Below are 20,137 nucleotides of genomic sequence, written 5' to 3'. Positions count from 1 at the left end.
GGCGCGCGGCGCTATCCGACCAGGGTGGCGGCGCGCTGAAAAATGGACACGCAATAATCCATCAGGTAACCGGCCATCCAGCGTCCGGCCAGGATCAGGGCCAGCAAGGTGACCAGCAGGCGCGGCAGGAAACTCATGGTCTGTTCATTGATCGAGGTAGCCGCCTGCACCAGCGCGACCAGCAAGCCCATGAGCAAACCCGGCACGACCAGGATCACCACCAGCAGCATGACGACATGCAGCGCTTCGATGATCAGGTCGACGGCGACTTCAGGGGTAAACATGGATCAATAGCCCTGTATGCTGGTAACTAAGGTGTTGACGGTCAGGGTCCAGCCATCGACCAGGACGAACAGCAGCAGCTTGAACGGCAGCGAAATGACCAGCGGCGACAGCATCATCATGCCCATCGCCATCAGCACGGACGCCACCACCAGATCGATGATGAGGAACGGGATGAACAGCATGCAGCCGATCTGGAACGCCGTCTTAAGTTCGGACAACACAAACGCGGCCAGCTTGACCGTGAAACTGTGGTCTTGCGGGCGCATGCTCGACGGTTCGCCGGCCAGATGCGCGATCTGCGCCAGCGCGGCCTTGCTCGTCTGCGCCAGCATGAAGCGCGAAATCGGCACTTCGGCGATCTTCAGGGCTTCCTGCATGCCGATCTGGTCGCGGTCGTACGGCACGAACGCTTCCTTCCACACCTGGTCGCCGATGGGGCGCATGACCAGCAGGGTGAGAATCAGCGCGATGCCGGTGACGATGCGGTTGGGCAAGCCCTGCTGCAGGCCCAGGGCCTGGCGCAGCAGGGACAGCACGATGACGAAGCGGGTAAAGCTGGTCATCATCATGACCATCACGGGCAGCAGCCCGAGCAGGGTCATGACGACCAGGATCTGCATCTTGACCGACAGGTCGGTCTTTGCGCCCGGCACCACGCCGGACAATAAATCCTGCGCCCCGGCGGCGGCGCAGCACAGCATCAGAACGGGAACAGCCAGCGCGGCAGCCAGCGCGCCGCGGCGCCGGCTCAAACCGGGTACCGCCAGCTTCATGCTGTCATCAGGTCGAGATTGAGGCCGTCGAGGTCGATGACTTTCAGGCCATAGTTCTCGCCGGCCACCACCACTTCGGCGCGGCCGATCGGCGTGCCATTGACCTTGATCACCAGCGGTTCGCCGGCCAGCATGTCGAGTTCGATCACGCTTTCAGGGCCGATGGCCATCAGCTCTTCGAGCGAGATGCGGGCCGAGCCCACTTCCAGGGTCAGGGTCACGGGAATCTTGCGCATCATCTGCGGAATGTCGCGCCGCGCGCGGCCGCTGGCCACGTCGGACACATCGCCCTGGTCGATGATCATGTCATCGCCCAGGTCTTCCAGCAGGGTTTCGCTCTGGTTGGTATCGTTCAGATTCATATTATTCGACATCTTCAAATGAGGTTAAACAGAGCTTGCCCTTGTGTTCGGAGACAGCAGCTGTAAATAAACGGGAGTCGTCGAGCATGACGTCGGTACGGCTCAGGCTGACGGGAATCACGTCGCCCACGCGCAGGTCGAACAAGGCGCCCAGTTGCACCTGTTTGCTGACGAGCCGGCCTTCCAGGGTCACTTGCAGGCGCGAAGCGAGCGGGCGCACGCTGCCACGCAAGGCTTTCTTCGCTTGCGCGCGCTCGGGCAGCAGGCCGCGCAGCACGTCGGCCATCAGGCGCTTGTCCAGCGAGAACCAGAACTGGCCGCTCTGCCCCGCCTCGACGTCGCTGAGCGCCACGGTGACGATCCAGCTGCCGCGCGCCGGATGCACGCCAGACTGTACGGCGACCTCGGCACTGGTGTCGATGTCGCTGCTCTTGCCCAGGGTTTGCAGGTTCTTGTGGACGCGGGAAAACAAGCTGTTCACCAACTGTTGTCCCAGCACCACAGCGAGGCGCTCCTCCGTGGCCGTCACGCGCACCTGCGCCGGATCGGGCAGCGCGCCCTTGGCGCCGGCACTACCATAGCGATAGTTCAGCACGCTCAAGAGTATCTGCCGTTCAAGGGCAAAGCCCGTCTGGCTGGCCGCCGTGGAAAAACTCAGCCAGCGGTTCACGCTGTCCTCGTTTTCCACGCGCGACAAGCTCACGCCATCGATCTGGAAGTTGCCCCAGTAGCGACGGCTCATCGGCTGGCGCAGGGCCACGGCCAGGTCGTCGCGCAGCTGGGCGCCGAATACATGCAGCAAATGGACAGGACGTCCAAGCAGACAAGAATCGAGGACTTGATGGCGCACAGTTTGATCTGTCTTAGTGGTTATCATGAGGGTCATGTCGTATTGCGGTGGCAGAACAAATTATACGGATCACCCGAAATTAAATACAGCATCATCTTGACCTTGCAAACCGATCCGCAAGCAAACGATTGCGCATCGTATCGCATGCTAGATGACTACGGTGCTGAACAATACATGAAAATGCTAAATATTGCCATGTATCAATATTCCTTGAGGCAATCCTCTCTTTACTTTATAGTTGCCCCGAGGTAAGCTTATAGCGACAAAATAGTGATTTGCAGTGCGCCATTCCGCTTACCTGATTCCGGTTTTTATGGCAGTTTCCAGTCCTTCTTATTGCCACCAGCAGAAACTTTTATCAGATAAATATTAGTTGTCATGGCCATGTAAATCATGTTGGCGTGGGTTTGCTGGGTTTGTTTGAGTCTGCTTGAGCGGATGGTGTGGCAACTGATAAAACTGATGGGTCCTGAAATCGGGCCGGGCAAGATGGCATTGGATGTAATGCCTGCCGGAATGGCAACACCAGTAATTTCTGATTGATACGTCACCGCATATTGAAAGTAGAGGGCAAGATGAGCAACGAACTCGCAGGTCTGATCAAGGCCGATCTGGCAGCACTGAGCAATGACGCGCGCGCCCTGGGCGCCAGCATCGCGCCTGCCGCCCAGTTCGGCGCGCCGGAACAATCCGGTTTCTCCTTTGCGCAAAGCATGAAAGACGCCATCGGCAAGGTCAACGGCGATGACCGCATGGCCGCGCAAAAAATGAGCGACGTCGACAGCGGCAAGAGCGACGACATGGTCGGCGCCATGCTGGCCAGCCAGGAAGCGAGCCTGTCCTTCTCCATGTTGATGCAAGTGCGCAACAAGGTCATGGGCGCCGTCGACGAACTCATCAAACTGCCTCTGTAATCTTCACGTCCTGATCCACGCCCAGCCTCCCAGCGAAAGTTACCCCAAGTGATTACCCCCATGAAGTCCGCATTTGCGCGCTGGCGCCTTGGCGCCCAGCCCGCCATTCCGCCAGCCCTGCTGAAAAACCTGGTTCCCATCGTCGTGCTGGCCATCGGCATCACCGCCATGGTGACCATGTATGCCTGGCGCGACCAGGCCAACTACAAGCCGGTGTTTGGCGCACGCGAAAAAGTGGCCGTGACGGACATGATGGCCACCCTGGACGCGGAACACATCCCTTACCGCCTGCATCCGGACAGCGGCCAGGTGCTGGTGCCCGACGCCATGCTGGGCAAGGTGCGCATGCTGCTCGCCTCGAAAGGCGTGACGGCGCAGCTGCCGGCCGGCCTGGAGCTGATGGACAAGAACGACCCGCTGGGCGTCTCCCAATTCGTGCAGGACGTGCGCTTCCGCCGCGGCCTGGAAGGCGAACTGGCGCAAAGCATCATGACGATGGACGCGATCGCTTCGGCGCGCGTCCATCTGTCGATTGCCAAATCGACTTCGTTTGTCGCCAGCGACGGCGACAAATCGTCCGCTTCCGTCGTGGTGGCGCTGAAACCGGGCCGCACCCTGGCGCAGGAACAGATCGCCGCCGTCATCAACATGGTGGCCGGCAGTGTTGCCAGCCTGGCGCCCACGCGCGTGAGCCTGGTCGACCAGAGCGGCAACCTGCTGTCCTCGCACATCGACCTGACGGACGGCTTCGATGCCTCGGCCGCCGGCAACGAAGGCGCGAAACGCTTCCAGGATGAAATCCGCCGCAACGTCACGGGCTTGCTGGGCCCGGTCATCGGCGAAGACAACTTCAAGCTCAGCGTAACGGCCGCCGTGAACAACGACCGCGTGGACGAAACGCTGGAAAAATACGGCGAAGCCCCGAAAGTGACGAGCGAAGCGATGCGCGAAGAGCAGGAACGCAACCGCACCGTGGCCGGCATTCCCGGCAGCCTGTCGAACCGTCCGCCAGCGGCCGCCGTGCCGGCACCGGCCGACGCCGCCGGCGCCGCCCCCGCCGATGGTGCGCCGAAGCCATCCGACGATGGCACGGCCCGCAAGAACGCCACCACGCGCCAGTACGCCTACGACCGCAGCATCACGCAGATCAAGCGCAGCCGTGGCCGCCTGGAAAAACTCAGCGTCGCCGTCGTCCTCAACAGCGCCGCCGCACCGAATCCGAAAACCGGCTGGACCCCTGCCGAACTGGGCAATATTGAAAAAATGCTGAGCAGCGGCCTGGGCATCAACGCCCAGCGCGGCGACAGCCTGAGCCTGACGGCGCTGGCCTTCCCGGCCAAGCCGCCCGTGGCGCAGTGGTGGGAAGAGCGCGATACCGTCGTCGATTTCAGCAGCTGGCTGCTGTACGCCCTGGGCGCCATCCTCGGCTACTTCCTGATCCTGCGTCCGCTGCTGCGCCTGCTGACCACGCGCCTGGCGCCGCCGCCACTGAAACAGCTCGATCCCGCCCTGGCACTGGGCGGCGCCAGCGCCGCCGGCGCGAATGGCGTGGCCGCCGCCGGCGCGCCAGCCCTGGGCGTGAATGGCAGCCCGCTGGCGCTCGAAGGCGAGGCCGCCGCCGGCAACATGCCGGTCGTGCCGCTGCTGGAAAACTATGACTTGCCGCCACCTGGCTCGGCGGTCGACGTGATGGTCGACCACTTGAAAGTGCTGGCTGAAAAAGAACCCGAGCGTGTCGCCGAAGTCGTCAAACAATGGATGCAGAAAAATGGCCGAACTCAACAACAATAATCCCTCCGACGGCGCAGAATACGAAAGCGTCAGCCTGAACCCCGTGGAACAGGCGGCCATCGTGCTGCTGAGCATCGGCGAAGAACAGGCCGCCAATGTGCTGCGCTGCCTGTCGCGTGAAGAATTGCTGGAAGTCACGCAAGTGATGTCGCGCATGAGCGGCATCAAGGTCGAATCCGTGAAAACGGCCATGCAGACCTTCTTCGACGACTACCGCCAGCAAAGCGGCGTGCACGGCGCCTCGCGCAGCTACCTGAAGCGCTCGCTGGACATGGCGCTGGGCAGCGATATCGCAAATAGCGTGCTGAACAATATTTACGGCGACGCGATCCGCCCCAAGATGGCGCGCCTGCAGTGGGCTTCGCCGAAATGGCTGGCCGAATACATCGTCAACGAGCACGTGCAGATGCAAGCCGTGTTCCTGGCCTTCCTGCCGCCCGCGCTGGCCGGCCAGATCCTCGACGCCCTGCCCGTCGAAGGCCGCGACCTGGTCTTGCTGAACCTGGCACGCCTGGACGAGATCGACCGCGACCTGCTGGTCGAGCTCGACGAACTGGTGGGCCGCTGCCTGGGCACGCTCGACACGCAAAGCACCAGCGTGGAAGGCATCCGCCAGGCGGCCGAGATTCTCAACCGCATGCCGGGCAACCGCGCCGCGCTGGTCGAACTGCTGCGCGCGCACGACCCGGAAGTGGTGTCGGAAATCGAGCTGAGCATGTACGACTTCCTGATCCTGGCCACGCAGAGCGATGTCACGCTCACGCGCATCCTGGAAGACGTGCCGATGGAACAGTGGGCCATCGCCCTCAAGGGCGCGGAACCGTCGATCCGCGACGCCGTGCTGAAAACCATGCCGCGCCGCCAGGCGCAGAGCTTCGAAGACATGATGCGCCGTTCCGGCCCCGTGCCGCTGTCGCGCATCGAACAGACGCGCCAGGAAATCATGGCCACCGTCAAGGGCCTCGCCGATGCGGGCGAGATCGAAGTGCAACTGTTTGCCGAAGCGGTGATCGAATGAAACACTTCCGCTCGTATCGTTTCCCGCCCCTGTCGCAATTCATCGCCGCCGGCCAGCGCGCCTCCAACGAGGACACGGATGGCCAGTGGCAGGCGTCCGTCTCGGAAGGCTTCGAGCAGGGCCAGCGCGACGGCTACGAAGTGGGCCTGGTGCAAGGCCAGCAGGACGGCTACGACACCGGACGCAACGATGGCATGGCGCAGGGCCGCGAAGAAGGCCGCAATGAAACCCTGGTGGCGCTGGACCGTCTGGCCCGCCCCGTCGACGCCATCCTGCGCGACCTGAAGAAAGTGCGCGCCGATTACCGCGAAGCGCAGCGCAAGGAAGTGGTCGACCTGGTAGCCAAGGTGGCGCGCCAGGTGATCCGCGCGGAACTGGCGCTGCAGCCGGTGCAATTGCTGGCCCTGGTCGACGAGACCCTGGCCTCGATGCCGCCCACGCGCGAGGAAATCGACGTCTTCCTCAATCCGGAAGAATTGAAACGCATCAGCGAACTCGATCCGAAGCGCGCCAAGCGCTGGAACCTGATCGCCGACGCGCGCCTCGACGCGGGCGAATGCCGCATCAAGGCGGGCGACAATGAAGTCGACGCGGGCTGCCATCAGCGCCTGTCGGCCTGCATGGAACAGGTCAGCAGCCACCTGGCGCTGGCCGCCGAACACGCGGACCAGGGCGCGCCTGCATGATCGCCGACACGCTGCGCAGTTTCGAGATCGGCGATATCCCGGTCGCGACACCGACCGGCCGCCTGGTCGGCGCGTCCGGCCTGCTGCTGGAAAGCGCCGGCTGCCGCCTGCACACGGGCCAGCGTTGTCAAATTGAAACTGTGAGCGGCGAGTGGCTCGATGCGCAAGTCGTCGGTTTTCGCGAAAAACTGTCTTACCTGATGCCGTTCAAGAAGGCGACAGGACTGACCACCGGCGCCAGAGTTCTCCCGTTGCCCGACAAGGCCAGCCTGCAGATCGGCCCCTCGTGGCTGGGCCGCATGGTAAATGGCCTCGGCGAGCCGATCGATGACCTGGGCCGCCTCGGTGGCGAACACATCCTGGAAGTCACGCCACCGAAGATCAATCCCCTGAAGAAACAACCGGTGGTCGAACCGCTGGACGTGGGCGTGCGGGCGATCAACAGCATGCTGACCCTGGGCAAGGGGCAGCGCGTGGGCCTGATGGCCGGTTCCGGCGTGGGCAAGAGCGTGCTGCTGGGCCTGATCACGCGCCAGACGGTGGCCGATGTCGTCGTCGTCGGCCTGATCGGCGAGCGGGGCCGCGAAGTGCGCGAATTCGTGGAAAAGTCGCTCGGCGCCGAAGGCTTGAAAAAGGCCGTGCTGGTGATCGCACCGGCCGATGAGTCGCCCCTGATGCGCATCATGGCCACAGAGCTGTGCCATTCGATCGCCGCCCATTACCGCGACCAGGGCAAGCACGTGCTGCTGCTGGTCGATTCGCTGACGCGCTATGCCATGGCCTTGCGCGAAGTGGCGCTGGCCCTGGGCGAGCCGCCGGCCACGCGCGGCTACCCGCCGTCCGTCTTCTCGAACTTGCCGCAACTGGTGGAAAGCGCCGGCAATGGCGCCCACCCGGAAGGCAGCATGAGCGCCATCTACACGGTGCTGGCCGAAGGCGACGACCAGCAGGACCCCGTGGTCGACACGGCGCGCGCGATTCTCGACGGCCACATCGTGCTCACGCGCGAACTGGCCGAGCGGGGCCACTACCCCGCCATCGACATCGCCGCCTCGATCAGCCGCTGCATGGCGCAGGTGATCACGCCCAGCCACATGCAGGCGTCGCGCGCGCTGAAAGCGTCGATGGCGCGCCATGCGCGCGTGCGCGACCTGATCCCGCTGGGCGCCTACGTGCCCGGCGCCGACCCGATCACCGACCGCGCCGTCCAGCTGCACGCGCCCATCGAAGCCTTCCTGTGCCAGGGCACCAAGGAAGAGGCGCCGATGGGACCGTGCATCGAACAACTTGAACAGATCATGGCCTAGGAGCATACGTGAGCGACGCGCATACCATCCGCAACCTGACCACCCTGGTCGGCCTGCGCAGCACCGAAGTGGAACGCCTGCAAGGCGAAATGGCGGCGCAGACGGCCGTGCGCGAGCGCTACCAGAAAAACCTGGAGCGCCTGACGGGCCTGTACACGGATAGCGGCCCCAGCGGCGCCCTGCCCCTGGCCCTGTCCGTCAACTGCGGCAACTTCAAGCAAGCCGTGATGCAGATGGCCGACCAGCACCGTACCGACCTGCACCTGCACGAAGCCAACATGGCCGTCTCGCAACGCGCGCTGAATACGGCCTGGGCCAAGCGCGAAGTGCTGGACCAGGTGCTGACGCAAAAGCAAAAGCATGTTGCAAATGAGCAACACCGAGTTGATGCCAAGCGGCAAGACGAGCTGGCGACGCAATTCTGGTTCCGCGGGCAGGTAAAATGAGGTTTGTGTAAGTTTCTTTCAGGAAAACTTCACGAAACGGGAATGGGGGTCGCCTTGTACCGGTATATCCCTTTATTCAGGAGTCTGGCATGGCAAACGTAATTACCGCACCACGATACGATCCGATCGTCACAGCAGAACAATTGGCTACCAAATCGGTGGCGGCGCAAAAGGCAGCCCTGGCGAATCAGACCACGCTGGCCAACAACACCAGCAGCGCGCTGGGCAACCTGAAATCGGCCATCTCGGCATTCCAGCTGGCGATGACGACCATGACGTCCAGCAAATCGGTGCTGAGCCAGTCCGCCACCTTCAGCAATACCGCGTATGGCACGGGCACGGCCGGCATCAAGGCGGCGCCTGGCAGCTACGCGTTCTTTGTCGAACAACTGGCCACGGCCAGCCAGACCTCGTATGGCGGCTTGAGCAGCACCACGCCTGCCAACGGCGGCAACATGACCATCCGCCTCGGCGATCCGCTGGCTGCCGTCACCGCCGACAACGCCTTCGACATCGACCTGGCCGCCGCCAACAAGGATGGCGACGCCTACCTGACGCCGCAGGAAATCGCCGCCGCCATCAATGGCAACAGCAAGAATAATGCGCGTGTCACCGCTTCCGTCATCAATATCGGCAACCAGGCGCAACTGGTGCTGACGTCGAATCTCACCGGCGTGGCCAATGCCGTCTCGATCGATACCAACAGCGTGACGGATGCGGGCCTGAAGTCAGCGCTGCAGAGCGACATAAAAGCCATCGCGGCGCCCAAGGACGCCATCGTCTGGCTGGGCGCGCAGGGTTCCGGCACCAAGATCACCCAGGCATCGAATACCTTCACCAACGTGCCTGACGTGAAAATGACGTTCACCAAGGCCATGACGGCAGGCGAGAGCCCGGTTACCGTGACCGTCGGCACCGACAGCGCCGGCACCATTGCCAATGTGCAAGCCTTCGTCGATGCCTACAACAAGCTGAAAAGCGTAATGGATGGCCTGGCCAGCCCCGGCAATCCGGAAAAAAATATCGCTGCCGGCATCTTTGCCCACGACTCCGGCCTGAACGCCCTGCGCACCAGCATGGGCGATGCCCTGCGCCTGAACGTCGATGGCGTATCGCTGGTAGCGTATGGCATTACGGCCCAGCGCGACGGCACGATCAGCCTGAATACGGCCAAGCTGACGGCCAAACTGGCGGACAATCCTGGCGGCCTGGACAAACTGTTCGGCAATAACAGCCTGTCGGCCCCAGCCGGCGTGCTCGGCGGCCTGGACAAGGTGCTGGGACAGTGGAGCAATGTCACCAAAGGCCAGATCACCCAGCGCATGGCAGCGACGGACAAGTTGCAGAAAAGCCTGGCCAAGAGCGCCGAGCGCCTGACCAACCAGTACAACACTGCTTACACCCGTTTCCTGGACCAATATTCCCGCCTGCAAGTATTGCAGGAGCAAATGACCCGGAATTCGGACATGTTCGATGCCATGTTTAGTAACGATAAATCCTAAGGCGGACGTGCCTGCCGCGCCGCCACAGTTAACATAGCGAGAAGAGAATAATGTTGAACAATGAAGCTTACGGCAGCTACCATGCCGTCAACCTGGATTCCCAGACCGCCCGCGCCACACCGGTCGAACTGGTACTGGTGCTGACGGACGGCCTGCTGGAAGAACTGGCGCGCGCGCGCGGGCACATCGTGGGCAAGCGCTACGAGCAAAAGGCCATCAGCCTGGATAAATGCACGCAGATCATCAACGGTCTGTCGAGCTCGCTCGATTTCGACAATGGCGGCGAAGTGGTGGTCAACCTGGCGCGCCTGTACGACTATTGCGTGGCGCGCCTGTACACGGCCGGCATCAAGCTCGACCCGACGCTGATCGATGAAGTGACTACCTTGATGACCACCATCAAGCGTGGCTGGGTGGGCGTCCAGGCCAATAATGCCTAGGCGCGCTGCGCTGCAGCAGCTGAGCCGGCATTTGAGCGCGGCTGTCGCCCAGGCGGACTGGGAGGCGATGGAAAAACTCTCGGCCAGCCTGGCGAAAAACATTCCGCTGCTGGCCGAACGTGGCGCATGGAATGCGCTGGAACAAACAGAATTGTTGCAATTGCGCAAAATTCACGCGCAAGCGGTTAAAATTTGCTCTGCGGAAAAAGAACGCCTGGGTCAACACCTGGGTGCATTACAGGCAAATAAGGAAGGTTGGGTCGCCTACGCCGCGCTCGGCGAATACGACTCTGAAGGGTATCAAGCATGATCATGAACTTCAACAAGGCGCCGGCCGCTCCGGCAGCGGCGGCCAATGCGGCACCGACACCAGCCTCGGCGCCAGCGCCGGCACAGACGGCCACCTTGCCTGGCACGCCAGGCTATGGCAGCAACGGCGCCGCGCCCTCCGCCCTGCCCCTGTTTGCGCAGGTGCTCGATGTGACAGGCGGGGAGTCGGCCGATGCCGGCACGCCCGCGCCCACCCCCGTCAAGGATGGCGACAGCGACAGCCAGGCCGACAGCGGCTTGCCTGCCATGGCAGCGCCCGTCATCGGCCTGCCGGTGACGATGCTGCCGCCAACGGACCCGGCCACAGCCGAGGCGCGCGCCGCCGCGCAGGCACAGACACCAGCGCAGGCGAATGTGGCACAAGCCAACCCGGCACTCAACATCAGCCTGCATCCGGCGGCAATCACCCTCACCGCACAGGGAACGGCACAGCCGGCAGGCCGCGATACGCGCGAACCGCTGGCAGCAGCCATCCCGGCGAGCGCCGCCAAGGGCAGCGCGCCCGCACAGCCGTTCGAATCGCTGCTGCAGCAAACCGCTCCGGCAAGCGCCGTCGTCGCCCCTGCCGCGCGCGATGGCGAACGCAGCGCCGCAACGCCCGCGCCAGCCGCGCCCAACCTGGGCTTGACGGGCGCCATCGGCAATACGGCTACGGCGGCCCCGGCCGGCGATACCATCAAGCTCAATGGCCCTGCCCAGCAATGGCAGGAACCGCTGCGCGAAGCGCTGGGCGAACGCCTGCAGACGCAGATCGGCCGCAACAGCGAACACGCGACGATCCGCCTCGATCCCCCCATGCTGGGCCGCATTGAAATTTCCATCCGCCACACGGCCGGCGCGCTGCAGGTAAACGTCACGGCGTCGAACTCGGAAGTGTTACGCCAGCTGCAAGGCATCGGCGAAAACATGCGCAGCGACCTGGCACAGCGCCAGTACACCGAGGTGGCCGTGAATATCAGCGCCACCCCGCGCAGCCCGGCCGCCCAGGCGTTTGCCGAAGGCGATGCGCGTGGCCAGCGTCAACCGGGCCGCCAGCAGGATGATGCCGAACCGGGCCGCGCCCTGTCCGACGGCAGCACTGCCAGTACCACTTACGCCATGCACGAGCGAGAGAGCGCCTGATGAATATGAAAATGAAACTGATCGGCGGCTTTGTCGCCGTGGCAGTGCTGGCCGCCGGCGCGGCTGGCGGCGCCATGTGGTACCTGGCCAAGCCGGTTGCCGGCCATGCCGATGCCACCGAAGCGAAAGCCCCGCCACCGCCCGCCACGGGCAAGAAGGCACGCAAGTTCATTACCCTGGACAAGGTCATCGTGATGCTGCGCCGCGGCCCCGGCGACGGTGAAACGCATTACCTGTCGGCCGACCTGGTGATCGCCACCACCGAGGAAAAGGAAAAGCTGACCAAGGACCACTTGCCGTTGATGCGCTCGATCGCCGTCAGCACCCTGTCGAGCTTTCCGATGGAAAAGGCACAGACCATGACGGTGGAGCAGTATGCCGAACAGATCAACAAGGCCTTCAATGTCAGCTATGAACGCGAGCAGATGGAAAAACCCTTCACCGAAGTCATGGTCGGCAAGCTGATCATTGAATAAGCCAACACGCCAGCCGACCTAGTGGGAGATCCCTTGGCCTATGTAGAGCAATACCAGGAAGCGTATGGCGCCGGCGAATATGCGGCCGCCAGCGCTTGCGCGGCCGTGCTCAGCGTTGCTGAAGAGCAACAACATCTGGTAGCGTACTCCCCTTTGGTGAAACGCATCGTGCGCCAGCTCAATTCGCAGGTGTCGGGCGCCATCGACCGCGACGACATGGAACAGATTGGCCTGATGGGCCTGCTGGAAGCCCTGCGCCGCTACGGCGTGCCGGACCAGTCTTTCGGCAGCTATGCCAGCCTGCGCATCCGTGGTGCCATCCTCGATGAACTGCGGCGCCAGGACTGGCGCCCGCGCGCCGTGCGCCAGGAAAGCCACCGCCTGCGCGACAGCGTGCGCGCCCTGACCCGGCGCCTGGGGCGCGAGCCGCTGGAAGCGGAAATCATGGCGGCCCTGAAACTGACGCCGGAAGCCTTCCAGGAATATCAATTGGCGGAAAACGCCGAGCTGATCGCCAGTTTCGACGAAGTGCTGCAGGAAAGCCTGGGGCAAGCCGACAGCGCACCGAGCCCGGAAGAGCAATTGATGGTGCGGCGCAGCCTGGAACAGGCGCTGCGCACGCTGGACGAACGGGAACAGCGCGTGGTGCAGATGTATTACGAATTCGAACTGAGCTATAAAGAAATTGCCGCCGTGCTGGACCTGAGCGACGCCCGTGTCTGCCAGCTCAACAAAACGGCGCTGGGCAAGATGAAAGCCATGCTGCAAGACGCATAAGAGTAAGCAAGATCCATCAAATTGACGCAGCACAATGACGCAGAAAGGCAGTTGACATGGTAATTATCGGTATCTTAATCGTGATGGGGTGTGTATTCGGAGGCTTCGCCCTGATGGGCGGCACCGTCCACGCGATCTGGCAACCGGTCGAGTTGATCATCATCATCGGCGCCGCCGTTGGCGCCCTGGTGCTGGGCAATCCCAAGCATGTACTCGGTGAAATGCTGCACCAGATGCGCAAGATCGTCACGCACAAGAAGCAAGGCTCGGAATTCCAGCGCCAGTTGCTGCTGCTGATGTATGAACTGCTGCAAACGGCCGCCGGCGGCCTTAAGGCGCTCGATGCCCACGTCGAGGCACCGCGCGAAAGCGCCCTGTTCCAGCGCTATCCGCTGGTGCTGGAAGAGCCGAAGCTGCTGGCCTTCATCGTCGACAACTTCCGTTTGATGGCGATGGGCAAGATCAACGCGCATGAGCTCGAAGGCGTGCTGGAGCAGGAACTGGAAGCCATCCACGACGAGTTGCTGCAACCGTCGAAGTCCCTGCACAAGATCGCCGAAGCCATGCCAGGTTTCGGTATCCTGGCTGCCGTTCTGGGCATCGTGATGGCCATGAATTCCGTGGCCGACGGCGCCGATGCGGCGGAAATTTCGGAAAAAGTGGGTGCCGCCATGGTCGGTACCTTCATCGGCATCTTCTTTTGCTACGGCGTGCTCGATCCGATGTGCAACATGATGAAGCAATTGGTGGGCGAGGAAGGCTCGACCATGGAGTGCGTGAAGGTCGTGCTGGTCACGCACGTGGCGGGCAAGCCGCCCCTGCTGGCGATCGATGCGGGCCGCCGCCTGGTGCAGCTGAACATCAAGCCGAGCTTCGCCCAGCTGGAAAGCTGGATCAATGCGCTGGAAGATGGCGGCGCAGAACAAGAGCAGGGCCAAGGCCGGGGAGGCCGCCGTGCTAAAGCCGCATGAGAAACATGAACAGGCCATCATCAAGCGTGCTGGCCGCAAGCATGACGACGATGGCCATGGCGGCGCCTGGAAAGTAGCATTCGCCGACTTTTGCCTGGCCCTGCTGTCGCTGTTCCTCGTGCTGTGGCTGATGGCCGCGCGCGAGCAGCAGGCAATGAAGGAAATCATGATGGATGCGTCGGCCAGCAGCCGCCAGGGCGAAGGCCAGGGCGTCATGCCGGAACAGAGTGGCGGTCCGCGCGGCAGCCTGATCGAGCGCTTCCCCATGCCCCGCAAGGGCTCGGGCGACACGCGCACGGAAGGCAAGCAGATGCAGGACGGCAAAGCCGGCTCCGCGCCGCAAAACCAGACCAAGGTCAGCTACCAGTCGCCGGAAGACTTGATGGCATTGTCGCGCGCGCTCGACAAGCTCAGCGACGAAGCGGGACTCAAGAGCAACCTGCAATCCGTGATCACGCCATACGGCTTGCGCGTCATGCTGCACGATACGGACAAGCAAGGCATGTTCGTGCGCGGCAGCGCCGTGCCGACCGACCGCTTCCGCAAGCTGCTGCGCCAGATGGGTCCCGTGTTTGCGCAAATGGAAAACCAGATGCTGATCGTCGGCCACACGGATTCCTTGCAATACGCCAATAACGGCTATGAAGGCTATTCGAACTGGACCCTGTCGGCCAACCGCGCCATGTCGGCGCGAGCGCAATTGCTGATCGGCAGCATGAGTCCGGACAGCGTGCTGCAAGTGGTGGGCATGGCCGACCGCGCGCCGCTGGACGTGAAAAACGCCAGCGCCGGCATCAACCGCCGCATCGAACTGTTAATATTGACGCGTGGCCAGGCAGACAGCATCGCCGCCATGTTCGGCATGGCCGGGCAAAAGCCGCAAGGCGACGAACTGCAAGTGGGTGAACCGGATGCGGGCACCTTGCAGCGCCTGCGCGAAAAACTGGGCCTGCCCGCAAAGAAGGAGCGGGATGAGCATGCAAATTAAGGGCAAGGGACAACGTATGAAAATCTCCTCCGGCAATACCGGTGCTGCCGTGCGCAGCAGCGCCGTCGCGCCGGCCGAGGCGATCGCCGAGAACGCGGGCGCCGCCGGCGCCATGGGCGGCTCGTCGGCCGGGACGGAATTGCAATCGGCCGTGCTGCAACCGGCCATGGCCGCCCTGCGCGCCATGCCCGAGATCGACCACGAGCGCGTGGCCATGCTGCGCGATGCGCTGGCCAAGGGCGAATTGCCGTTCGATCCGTCAAAACTGGCAGGCTTGATCCAGCGTTTCCACGGCGGTGAATCGTGACCGCAGCGCGCAAGGGCATCACGCGCCAGGAAGCCGTGCGCCGCGTGCTGCAAGGCATGAAAGACGACAGTATCGGCTATGCCGCCCTGCAAACCTTATTGGAAGAGCAATTCCAGGCCACCCTGCACCACCGCAGCGCGCAGCTGACGGCGCTGGCCGACCAGGTCATCGCCGCCGTCGAACCGCTCGATGCGCGCCGCCGCCAGCGGGTCAGCCTCGTCACGGCCCTGCTGGGCCCGCAAGGCGACATGGCCCAATTGTTTGCGCTGTTGCAAGAAGACGCGCGTACGAGCGCCGAACGCGACTGGGCCGCGCTCGAGCAGATGGTGCTTGAATGCAAACGCCTGAACGCCCGCAACAGTGATTTATTAACAGAGCAGTACAGCATCATGCAGCGCGTGCTGCATGGCGAGGAAGATACGTATGCGCCAGGCTGATTTCCTGACAACCCGCGCCACGGCGGCAACGCCGTCGACGGCAGCCACGTCCGCCGTGCAGAGCAATATGCGCGCCACCGACGCCACCAGTTCCAGCGGCAACTTCAGCAGCGTGTTCCGGCAAGTACAGGGCGAAGTGGCCCGCTTCATCGAACAGGGCGGCGGCAATGCCACCAGCCTGAACCCGCAAGGCCGCGCCTACCTGGAACAGAGCCAGCCCGTCAATGTGCTGGGCAGCATCAACCAGGGCGGAGAAATCGGCGAAGTACAGCAGCAATTTCTCGCCTCGATCAAGCCGTGGACGCAAGAAACGGGCGCGCGCCTGGGCGTGGCGCCGGAAATCGTCGCCGCCCACGCGGCACTGGAATCGGGCTGGGGCCAGCGTCCGCTGCGCCAGGGCACGGGGGCGGACACGAATAATCTGTTCGGCATCAAGGCCGGCGGCAAATGGCAGGGCGACGTGGCCAGCAATGTCACCACCGAATACGAGGCGGGCAGCGGCACGGCCCTGAAGAAAACGGAACGTTTCCGCAGCTACCCGGACCAGGCCAGCGCTTTCCGCGACTATGCGCAGGTCTTGCTCGACAATCCGCGCTACCGCGCCGCCCTGAACACGGGTGCCGACGCGGGCGCCTTCGCGCAGGGCCTGGCGCGCGGCGGCTATGCCACCGATCCGAATTACGCCGCCAAGCTGACGCAGCTGGCGACGCGTCTGCAGCGCACGGCCGCCGCAGACTGATTTTCCTTAACGGCCGGGAAGTTCGGCCGGTTCCACCACGCCCGCATCGACCACCCTGGCACGTATCACCGTGCCGCTGGTGGCGTTGCGCACGCGAATCACCTCGCCCAGCGCGCCCGGGTCCATCGCTTCGCCGGCCATGCTCACTTCCACCTGCTCCTTGCGCGCCACGATATTCACCGCACTGCCCCGCTTGATCAGCACGGGCGATGCCAGTTGTCCCTGACGCAACACTTCGCCGGCACGCAAACTGCGCCGGCTCGACAGGCCAACGGCGCCGGGCAAGGAGGCAATACTGTCGGGCACCATCGTCACGTCGCGCCGCGCCAGGGTCACGTCGCCCGCCTGCAACGGCGTATTGGCCGTGACGGGGACGCTGGTGACGGCCACCTGGGCCGTGATGCTGCCGCGCGCCAGCATTTCATAACGCCAACCGTTGCTCCCAGGACACACTGCGACAAAGCGCATGCGCTGCGCCGAGCGGCTGTCCGCCGTTTCCAGCGCAACGGGCGCCGCGCACGCCGGCACGGGGCGCGTGCTTTTTACCACGGTGACTTGAAACTGCGGTTCCAGCAATCCGGCCGAGGCTGCCTGCTGCGCCAATTGCTCGCGCGCCAATTGTTCCACACGCGAAAATATATTGTCGGCTGGCAATTCTGCGCGTCCTGCACTACTATATAGGCTGGTCAGTAAAAAGAGGCCCGGAAGCAGTATGTGACGACATTGCGCCTTGTTCCACATCACGGAATAGTTCTCAAAGTAAATCATTGCTAACCTTAATCAAAGATACTGAAGCGGCATGACCTTACCATGCGTCAACATGACCAGGCTGGGATTTTACCTCTGCACCACCTATTTTCTAGCCCGAACCGCAAAAAGCACGAACGAATTCAACACAAAGGATGACCATGGGGATTAATTTCAAGGATGCGCTGGGCGTGCACGCCGATGCGCTCGCGCTGCGTGCCGACCGCACACGCGTACTGGCCGCCAACATCGCCAATGAAAACACGCCCGGCTTCCAGGCCATGGACATGGATTTCGGCAGCGCCCTGCAGCAGCTGCAGGACAACGAAGCCGGCCTGCTGTCGACCGATGACGATGCCAGCGCCCTGTACCGCGTCCCCTATCACCCCAGCCGCGACGGCAATACCGTCGAAATCGGCGTCGAGCAGGCGGCGTTCTCGCAGAATGCCACCGACTTCCAGACCAGCCTGACTTTCGTCAACATGAAACTGAAGGGTCTGTCCAAGGCCATTTCCGGACAATAAGGATCAGCATGAGCTTCCAGGATATTTCCAAGATCGCCGGTTCGGCGATGGCGGCGCAAACCGTGCGCCTCAATACCATCGCCAGCAACCTGGCCAATGCCGATTCCGTGGCCGGTTCCGAAGGCGAAACCTACCGCGCGCGCAAGCCCGTATTTGCGGCCGTGATGGATGGCCCCGGTGCCAGCGGCGCCGGTGGAAGAGTGCAGGTGCTCGACGTGGTGCAAAGCGACGAGCCACTGCGCAAGGTGTATGAACCGGGCCACCCGATGGCCAATGCCGATGGCATGGTGTTCTACCCCAACGTCAATCAGGTGGCCGAAATGACCGACATGATGTCGGCGTCGCGCGCGTTTGAAACCAATGTCGAAGTTCTGGGCCGCATCAAGTCGATGCAGCAATCGCTCCTCAAATTAGGTGAAGCATAATCCATGGAAACCAATCTCTTTACAAACAACACCAGTGGCAGCAACAGCGGCAGCAATGCCGTCAAGTCGCAAAGCAATGCTACCCAGGATATGTTCACCAAATTGCTGGTGGCCCAGATCAAGAACCAGGATCCCCTCGCACCGACCGATCCGAGCCAGTTCGTCAATCAATTGACGCAGCAGGCGCAGACGGAAGCGATGCAAAATCTGTCGGCGCTGACCAGCGCCAATGCCAGCGTGCTGCAATCGATGCAAGTGCTGGCCCTGGGCGCGCAAGTGGGCTCCGAAGTGATGGTCAACAGCGAAACGGTCCAGCTCGACAAGAGCAAGGTCAGCGGCAGCATCGCGCTCGCGGCCGGCACCACCAAGACCACGGTGACCCTGAAAGGCATCGACGACAAGGAATACAAGATCGAACTGGGCGCCAAAGGTGCCGGCACGGTACCGTTTACCATCGATCCCGTGGCCCTGGGCTTGCCTGCTGGCACCTATACCATGGCGGTGACGACCAGTGGCACCGAAAAACCGACGGTCGACATCGCAGGCAAGCTCAATAGCGTGCGCCTGTCGGCCGGCGGCAGCATGATTCTGAGCGTGTCGAACCTGGGCGAAGTCAACCCTGGCGCGATCACCGGTTTTAACGGTAAGACGGCCTGATCCGCCCTTCCCTTCGTTTCCTGAACACTAATCTCGTCCTTCACTAAAGGAAGTCAACATGAGTTTCGACATCGCCCTGTCCGGTATCCAGTCCATCAACCAACAGTTGAACAGCACCAGTAACAATATCGCCAACGCCGGCACCTACGGCTTCAAGAGCAGCCGCGCCAACTTTTCGGCCATGTACGCCGGTTCGCGCGCCACGGGCACGGAAATCGGCTCGCTGACGCAAAGCATGTCGCTCAATGGCGGCGTGCTGAACACGGGCCGCGCGCTTGACGCGGCCATCGATGGCCGCGGCTATTTCGTCACGCGCGATGCGCAGAACACCATGACCTACAGCCGCGTCGGTATCTTTTCGGCCAGCAATGAAGGCAAGCTGATCGATGCGAATGGCCGCCTGGTGCAGGGCTATGCCGCCGTCAAGGGCAGCACCACCTTGGGCACCATGGGCGACATGCTCATTCCAACGGGCCAGATTCCCGCCGTGGCCTCGACCAAGCTGGCGTATGCCGCCAATATGTCGTCCGAATGGACCGTGAAAACGCCGCCGTTCAACAAGACCAACGAACTGAGCTACAACAGCGCCAAGTCCTCGATCGTCTACGATTCGCTGGGTGCCAAGCACTCGCTGGGCCAGTATTTCGTCAAGACGGCAACGGGCGTGGACGTGCACTACACCTTCGACAACGCCGATGTGACGCCGGTGACGAGCATGACCTTCGACACGAACGGCAAGCTGGTGACCGGCACGGGCGCCACGCCAGTGCTGCCGACGCCGCCTGGCGCGGCGCCGCTGTCGGTCGTCATCGACTACACGGGCACCACCCAGTTCGCCGGCGAAGCCACCACCTCGACCGACCGCGCCGACGGCTATGCCTCGGGCACCTACACGGGCGTGGAACTGGCCGATGACGGCTCCGTCGTGGCGAAATACACGAACGGCCAAAAACAGAGCATCGGCGTGATCGCCCTGGCTACCTTCCCTGATGAAGGCGCATTGACGGCCGTCAACGATACCAGCTGGGTCGCCTCGACCACCTCCGGCACCGCCATGTATGACCGTCCGGGCGTCGGCATGGCCGGCAAACTGGTGACGAGCTCGCTGGAACAGTCGAACGTCGACATCACCTCCGAACTGGTGGGGCTGATGACGTCGCAGCGTAACTACCAGGCCAACTCGAAGGTCATCTCGACCGAGAACGCCATGCTGCAATCGCTGATGCAAGCGCTGTAATCCACGATACGCAAAGGTAAAGAGCA

General features: G+C 62.8%; 27 protein-coding genes. 21 read left to right on the top strand and 6 right to left on the bottom strand.

Going from position 1 to position 20,137, the window contains the following annotated elements:
* Positions 1 to 11: 11 nt before the first annotated feature.
* The 5 genes from U0004_RS12915 to U0004_RS12895 all read right to left on the bottom strand — a co-directional run bounded on the left by U0004_RS12915 (position 12) and on the right by U0004_RS12895 (position 2,821).
* Positions 12 to 284, bottom strand: coding sequence for a flagellar biosynthetic protein FliQ (locus U0004_RS12915; RefSeq protein WP_034757874.1), 273 nt, complete (start codon positions 282 to 284; stop codon positions 12 to 14).
* Positions 285 to 287: 3 nt separating this feature from the next.
* On the bottom strand, positions 288 to 1,058 hold the full coding sequence (gene fliP / locus U0004_RS12910) for a flagellar type III secretion system pore protein FliP (protein ID WP_034787879.1): 771 nt from the start codon (positions 1,056 to 1,058) through the stop codon (positions 288 to 290).
* Positions 1,055 to 1,420: a FliM/FliN family flagellar motor switch protein gene (locus tag U0004_RS12905; protein WP_070253622.1), complete on the bottom strand. Its 366-nt coding sequence runs from the start codon at positions 1,418 to 1,420 to the stop codon at positions 1,055 to 1,057. The genes fliP and U0004_RS12905 overlap by 4 nt, the downstream gene beginning before the upstream one ends.
* Before the next feature lies 1 nt (position 1,421).
* Positions 1,422 to 2,222, bottom strand: a complete 801-nt coding sequence (locus tag U0004_RS12900) for a FliM/FliN family flagellar motor switch protein (RefSeq protein ID WP_034787875.1) — start codon at positions 2,220 to 2,222, stop codon at positions 1,422 to 1,424.
* A 359-nt stretch (positions 2,223 to 2,581) separates the two neighbouring features.
* Positions 2,582 to 2,821, bottom strand: coding sequence for a hypothetical protein (locus tag U0004_RS12895; protein ID WP_139144042.1), 240 nt, complete (start codon positions 2,819 to 2,821; stop codon positions 2,582 to 2,584).
* 24 nt (positions 2,822 to 2,845) lie between these two features.
* Here U0004_RS12895 and U0004_RS12890 point away from each other — a divergent pair, with 24 nt between their 5' ends.
* The 17 genes from U0004_RS12890 to U0004_RS12810 all read left to right on the top strand — a co-directional run bounded on the left by U0004_RS12890 (position 2,846) and on the right by U0004_RS12810 (position 16,521).
* Entirely contained in the window at positions 2,846 to 3,184 is a 339-nt protein-coding gene (locus tag U0004_RS12890; protein ID WP_034787870.1) for a flagellar hook-basal body complex protein FliE, read from the top strand.
* A gap of 60 nt (positions 3,185 to 3,244) precedes the next feature.
* Positions 3,245 to 4,975, top strand: coding sequence for a flagellar basal-body MS-ring/collar protein FliF (fliF, locus tag U0004_RS12885; protein WP_070253625.1), 1,731 nt, complete (start codon positions 3,245 to 3,247; stop codon positions 4,973 to 4,975).
* The gene (locus U0004_RS12880; protein ID WP_034787864.1) at positions 4,953 to 5,993 is read left to right on the top strand and encodes a flagellar motor switch protein FliG; all 1,041 of its coding nucleotides are present in this window, start codon (positions 4,953 to 4,955) and stop codon (positions 5,991 to 5,993) included. Before fliF ends, U0004_RS12880 begins: the two co-directional genes overlap by 23 nt.
* The gene (fliH, locus tag U0004_RS12875) at positions 5,990 to 6,679 is read left to right on the top strand and encodes a flagellar assembly protein FliH (protein ID WP_034787861.1); all 690 of its coding nucleotides are present in this window, start codon (positions 5,990 to 5,992) and stop codon (positions 6,677 to 6,679) included. Before U0004_RS12880 ends, fliH begins: the two co-directional genes overlap by 4 nt.
* Positions 6,676 to 7,986, top strand: coding sequence for a flagellar protein export ATPase FliI (gene fliI, locus U0004_RS12870; RefSeq protein WP_034787854.1), 1,311 nt, complete (start codon positions 6,676 to 6,678; stop codon positions 7,984 to 7,986). The genes fliH and fliI overlap by 4 nt, the downstream gene beginning before the upstream one ends.
* An 8-nt stretch (positions 7,987 to 7,994) precedes the next feature.
* Positions 7,995 to 8,432 carry a flagellar export protein FliJ gene (locus tag U0004_RS12865; protein WP_046684908.1) on the top strand — a complete coding sequence of 146 codons (438 nt, stop codon included), beginning with the start codon at positions 7,995 to 7,997 and terminating at the stop codon, positions 8,430 to 8,432.
* A gap of 89 nt (positions 8,433 to 8,521) precedes the next feature.
* Positions 8,522 to 9,934 carry a flagellar filament capping protein FliD gene (gene fliD, locus U0004_RS12860; RefSeq protein ID WP_034787851.1) on the top strand — a complete coding sequence of 471 codons (1,413 nt, stop codon included), beginning with the start codon at positions 8,522 to 8,524 and terminating at the stop codon, positions 9,932 to 9,934.
* Between the two features lie 50 nt (positions 9,935 to 9,984).
* A complete protein-coding gene (fliS, locus tag U0004_RS12855; RefSeq protein WP_034757830.1) occupies positions 9,985 to 10,374 on the top strand; it encodes a flagellar export chaperone FliS in 390 nt (129 codons plus the stop codon).
* A gap of 31 nt (positions 10,375 to 10,405) precedes the next feature.
* Positions 10,406 to 10,684 carry a hypothetical protein gene (locus U0004_RS12850; RefSeq protein WP_254675965.1) on the top strand — a complete coding sequence of 93 codons (279 nt, stop codon included), beginning with the start codon at positions 10,406 to 10,408 and terminating at the stop codon, positions 10,682 to 10,684.
* Positions 10,681 to 11,826 (top strand): flagellar hook-length control protein FliK, encoded by a 1,146-nt coding sequence (locus U0004_RS12845; protein ID WP_070253627.1) that lies wholly within the window; start codon positions 10,681 to 10,683, stop codon positions 11,824 to 11,826. The genes U0004_RS12850 and U0004_RS12845 overlap by 4 nt, the downstream gene beginning before the upstream one ends.
* A complete protein-coding gene (locus U0004_RS12840) occupies positions 11,826 to 12,302 on the top strand; it encodes a flagellar basal body-associated FliL family protein (RefSeq protein WP_081345405.1) in 477 nt (158 codons plus the stop codon). Before U0004_RS12845 ends, U0004_RS12840 begins: the two co-directional genes overlap by 1 nt.
* A 33-nt stretch (positions 12,303 to 12,335) precedes the next feature.
* Positions 12,336 to 13,079: a FliA/WhiG family RNA polymerase sigma factor gene (locus tag U0004_RS12835; protein ID WP_034787845.1), complete on the top strand. Its 744-nt coding sequence runs from the start codon at positions 12,336 to 12,338 to the stop codon at positions 13,077 to 13,079.
* Between the two features lie 56 nt (positions 13,080 to 13,135).
* On the top strand, positions 13,136 to 14,050 hold the full coding sequence (gene motA / locus U0004_RS12830) for a flagellar motor stator protein MotA (RefSeq protein ID WP_034757817.1): 915 nt from the start codon (positions 13,136 to 13,138) through the stop codon (positions 14,048 to 14,050).
* Entirely contained in the window at positions 14,034 to 15,038 is a 1,005-nt protein-coding gene (locus tag U0004_RS12825) for a flagellar motor protein MotB (RefSeq protein WP_034787914.1), read from the top strand. Before motA ends, U0004_RS12825 begins: the two co-directional genes overlap by 17 nt.
* Positions 15,039 to 15,054: 16 nt before the next feature.
* On the top strand, positions 15,055 to 15,345 hold the full coding sequence (gene flgM, locus U0004_RS12820; RefSeq protein WP_070253629.1) for a flagellar biosynthesis anti-sigma factor FlgM: 291 nt from the start codon (positions 15,055 to 15,057) through the stop codon (positions 15,343 to 15,345).
* On the top strand, positions 15,342 to 15,782 hold the full coding sequence (flgN, locus tag U0004_RS12815) for a flagellar export chaperone FlgN (RefSeq protein WP_081345406.1): 441 nt from the start codon (positions 15,342 to 15,344) through the stop codon (positions 15,780 to 15,782). The genes flgM and flgN overlap by 4 nt, the downstream gene beginning before the upstream one ends.
* Positions 15,769 to 16,521 carry a glycoside hydrolase family 73 protein gene (locus U0004_RS12810; protein WP_070253630.1) on the top strand — a complete coding sequence of 251 codons (753 nt, stop codon included), beginning with the start codon at positions 15,769 to 15,771 and terminating at the stop codon, positions 16,519 to 16,521. Before flgN ends, U0004_RS12810 begins: the two co-directional genes overlap by 14 nt.
* Positions 16,522 to 16,527: 6 nt before the next feature.
* Here U0004_RS12810 and flgA read toward each other — a convergent pair whose 3' ends face one another.
* Positions 16,528 to 17,175: a flagellar basal body P-ring formation chaperone FlgA gene (gene flgA, locus U0004_RS12805; protein ID WP_052140608.1), complete on the bottom strand. Its 648-nt coding sequence runs from the start codon at positions 17,173 to 17,175 to the stop codon at positions 16,528 to 16,530.
* A gap of 254 nt (positions 17,176 to 17,429) precedes the next feature.
* On the opposite strand from flgA, the gene flgB reads away from it, so the two are divergent.
* Genes flgB through U0004_RS12785 form a run of 4 tightly spaced genes read left to right on the top strand, consistent with a single transcriptional unit; the run spans position 17,430 to position 20,111 of the window.
* The gene (gene flgB, locus U0004_RS12800; RefSeq protein WP_034758109.1) at positions 17,430 to 17,792 is read left to right on the top strand and encodes a flagellar basal body rod protein FlgB; all 363 of its coding nucleotides are present in this window, start codon (positions 17,430 to 17,432) and stop codon (positions 17,790 to 17,792) included.
* Positions 17,793 to 17,800: 8 nt separating this feature from the next.
* Positions 17,801 to 18,217: a flagellar basal body rod protein FlgC gene (gene flgC / locus U0004_RS12795; protein ID WP_034757795.1), complete on the top strand. Its 417-nt coding sequence runs from the start codon at positions 17,801 to 17,803 to the stop codon at positions 18,215 to 18,217.
* A 3-nt stretch (positions 18,218 to 18,220) separates the two neighbouring features.
* On the top strand, positions 18,221 to 18,874 hold the full coding sequence (locus tag U0004_RS12790) for a flagellar hook capping FlgD N-terminal domain-containing protein (RefSeq protein ID WP_070253631.1): 654 nt from the start codon (positions 18,221 to 18,223) through the stop codon (positions 18,872 to 18,874).
* 58 nt (positions 18,875 to 18,932) lie between these two features.
* On the top strand, positions 18,933 to 20,111 hold the full coding sequence (locus U0004_RS12785) for a flagellar hook protein FlgE (protein ID WP_070253632.1): 1,179 nt from the start codon (positions 18,933 to 18,935) through the stop codon (positions 20,109 to 20,111).
* The last annotated feature ends 26 nt before the right edge of the window (positions 20,112 to 20,137 follow it).

The sequence above is a fragment of the Janthinobacterium lividum genome (genome assembly GCF_034424625.1).
Taxonomy (GTDB): Bacteria; Pseudomonadota; Gammaproteobacteria; order Burkholderiales; family Burkholderiaceae_D; genus Janthinobacterium; species Janthinobacterium lividum.
The sequence above is the reverse complement of the archived record's forward strand: the minus strand, read 5'-3'. Positions and strand labels throughout refer to the sequence as shown.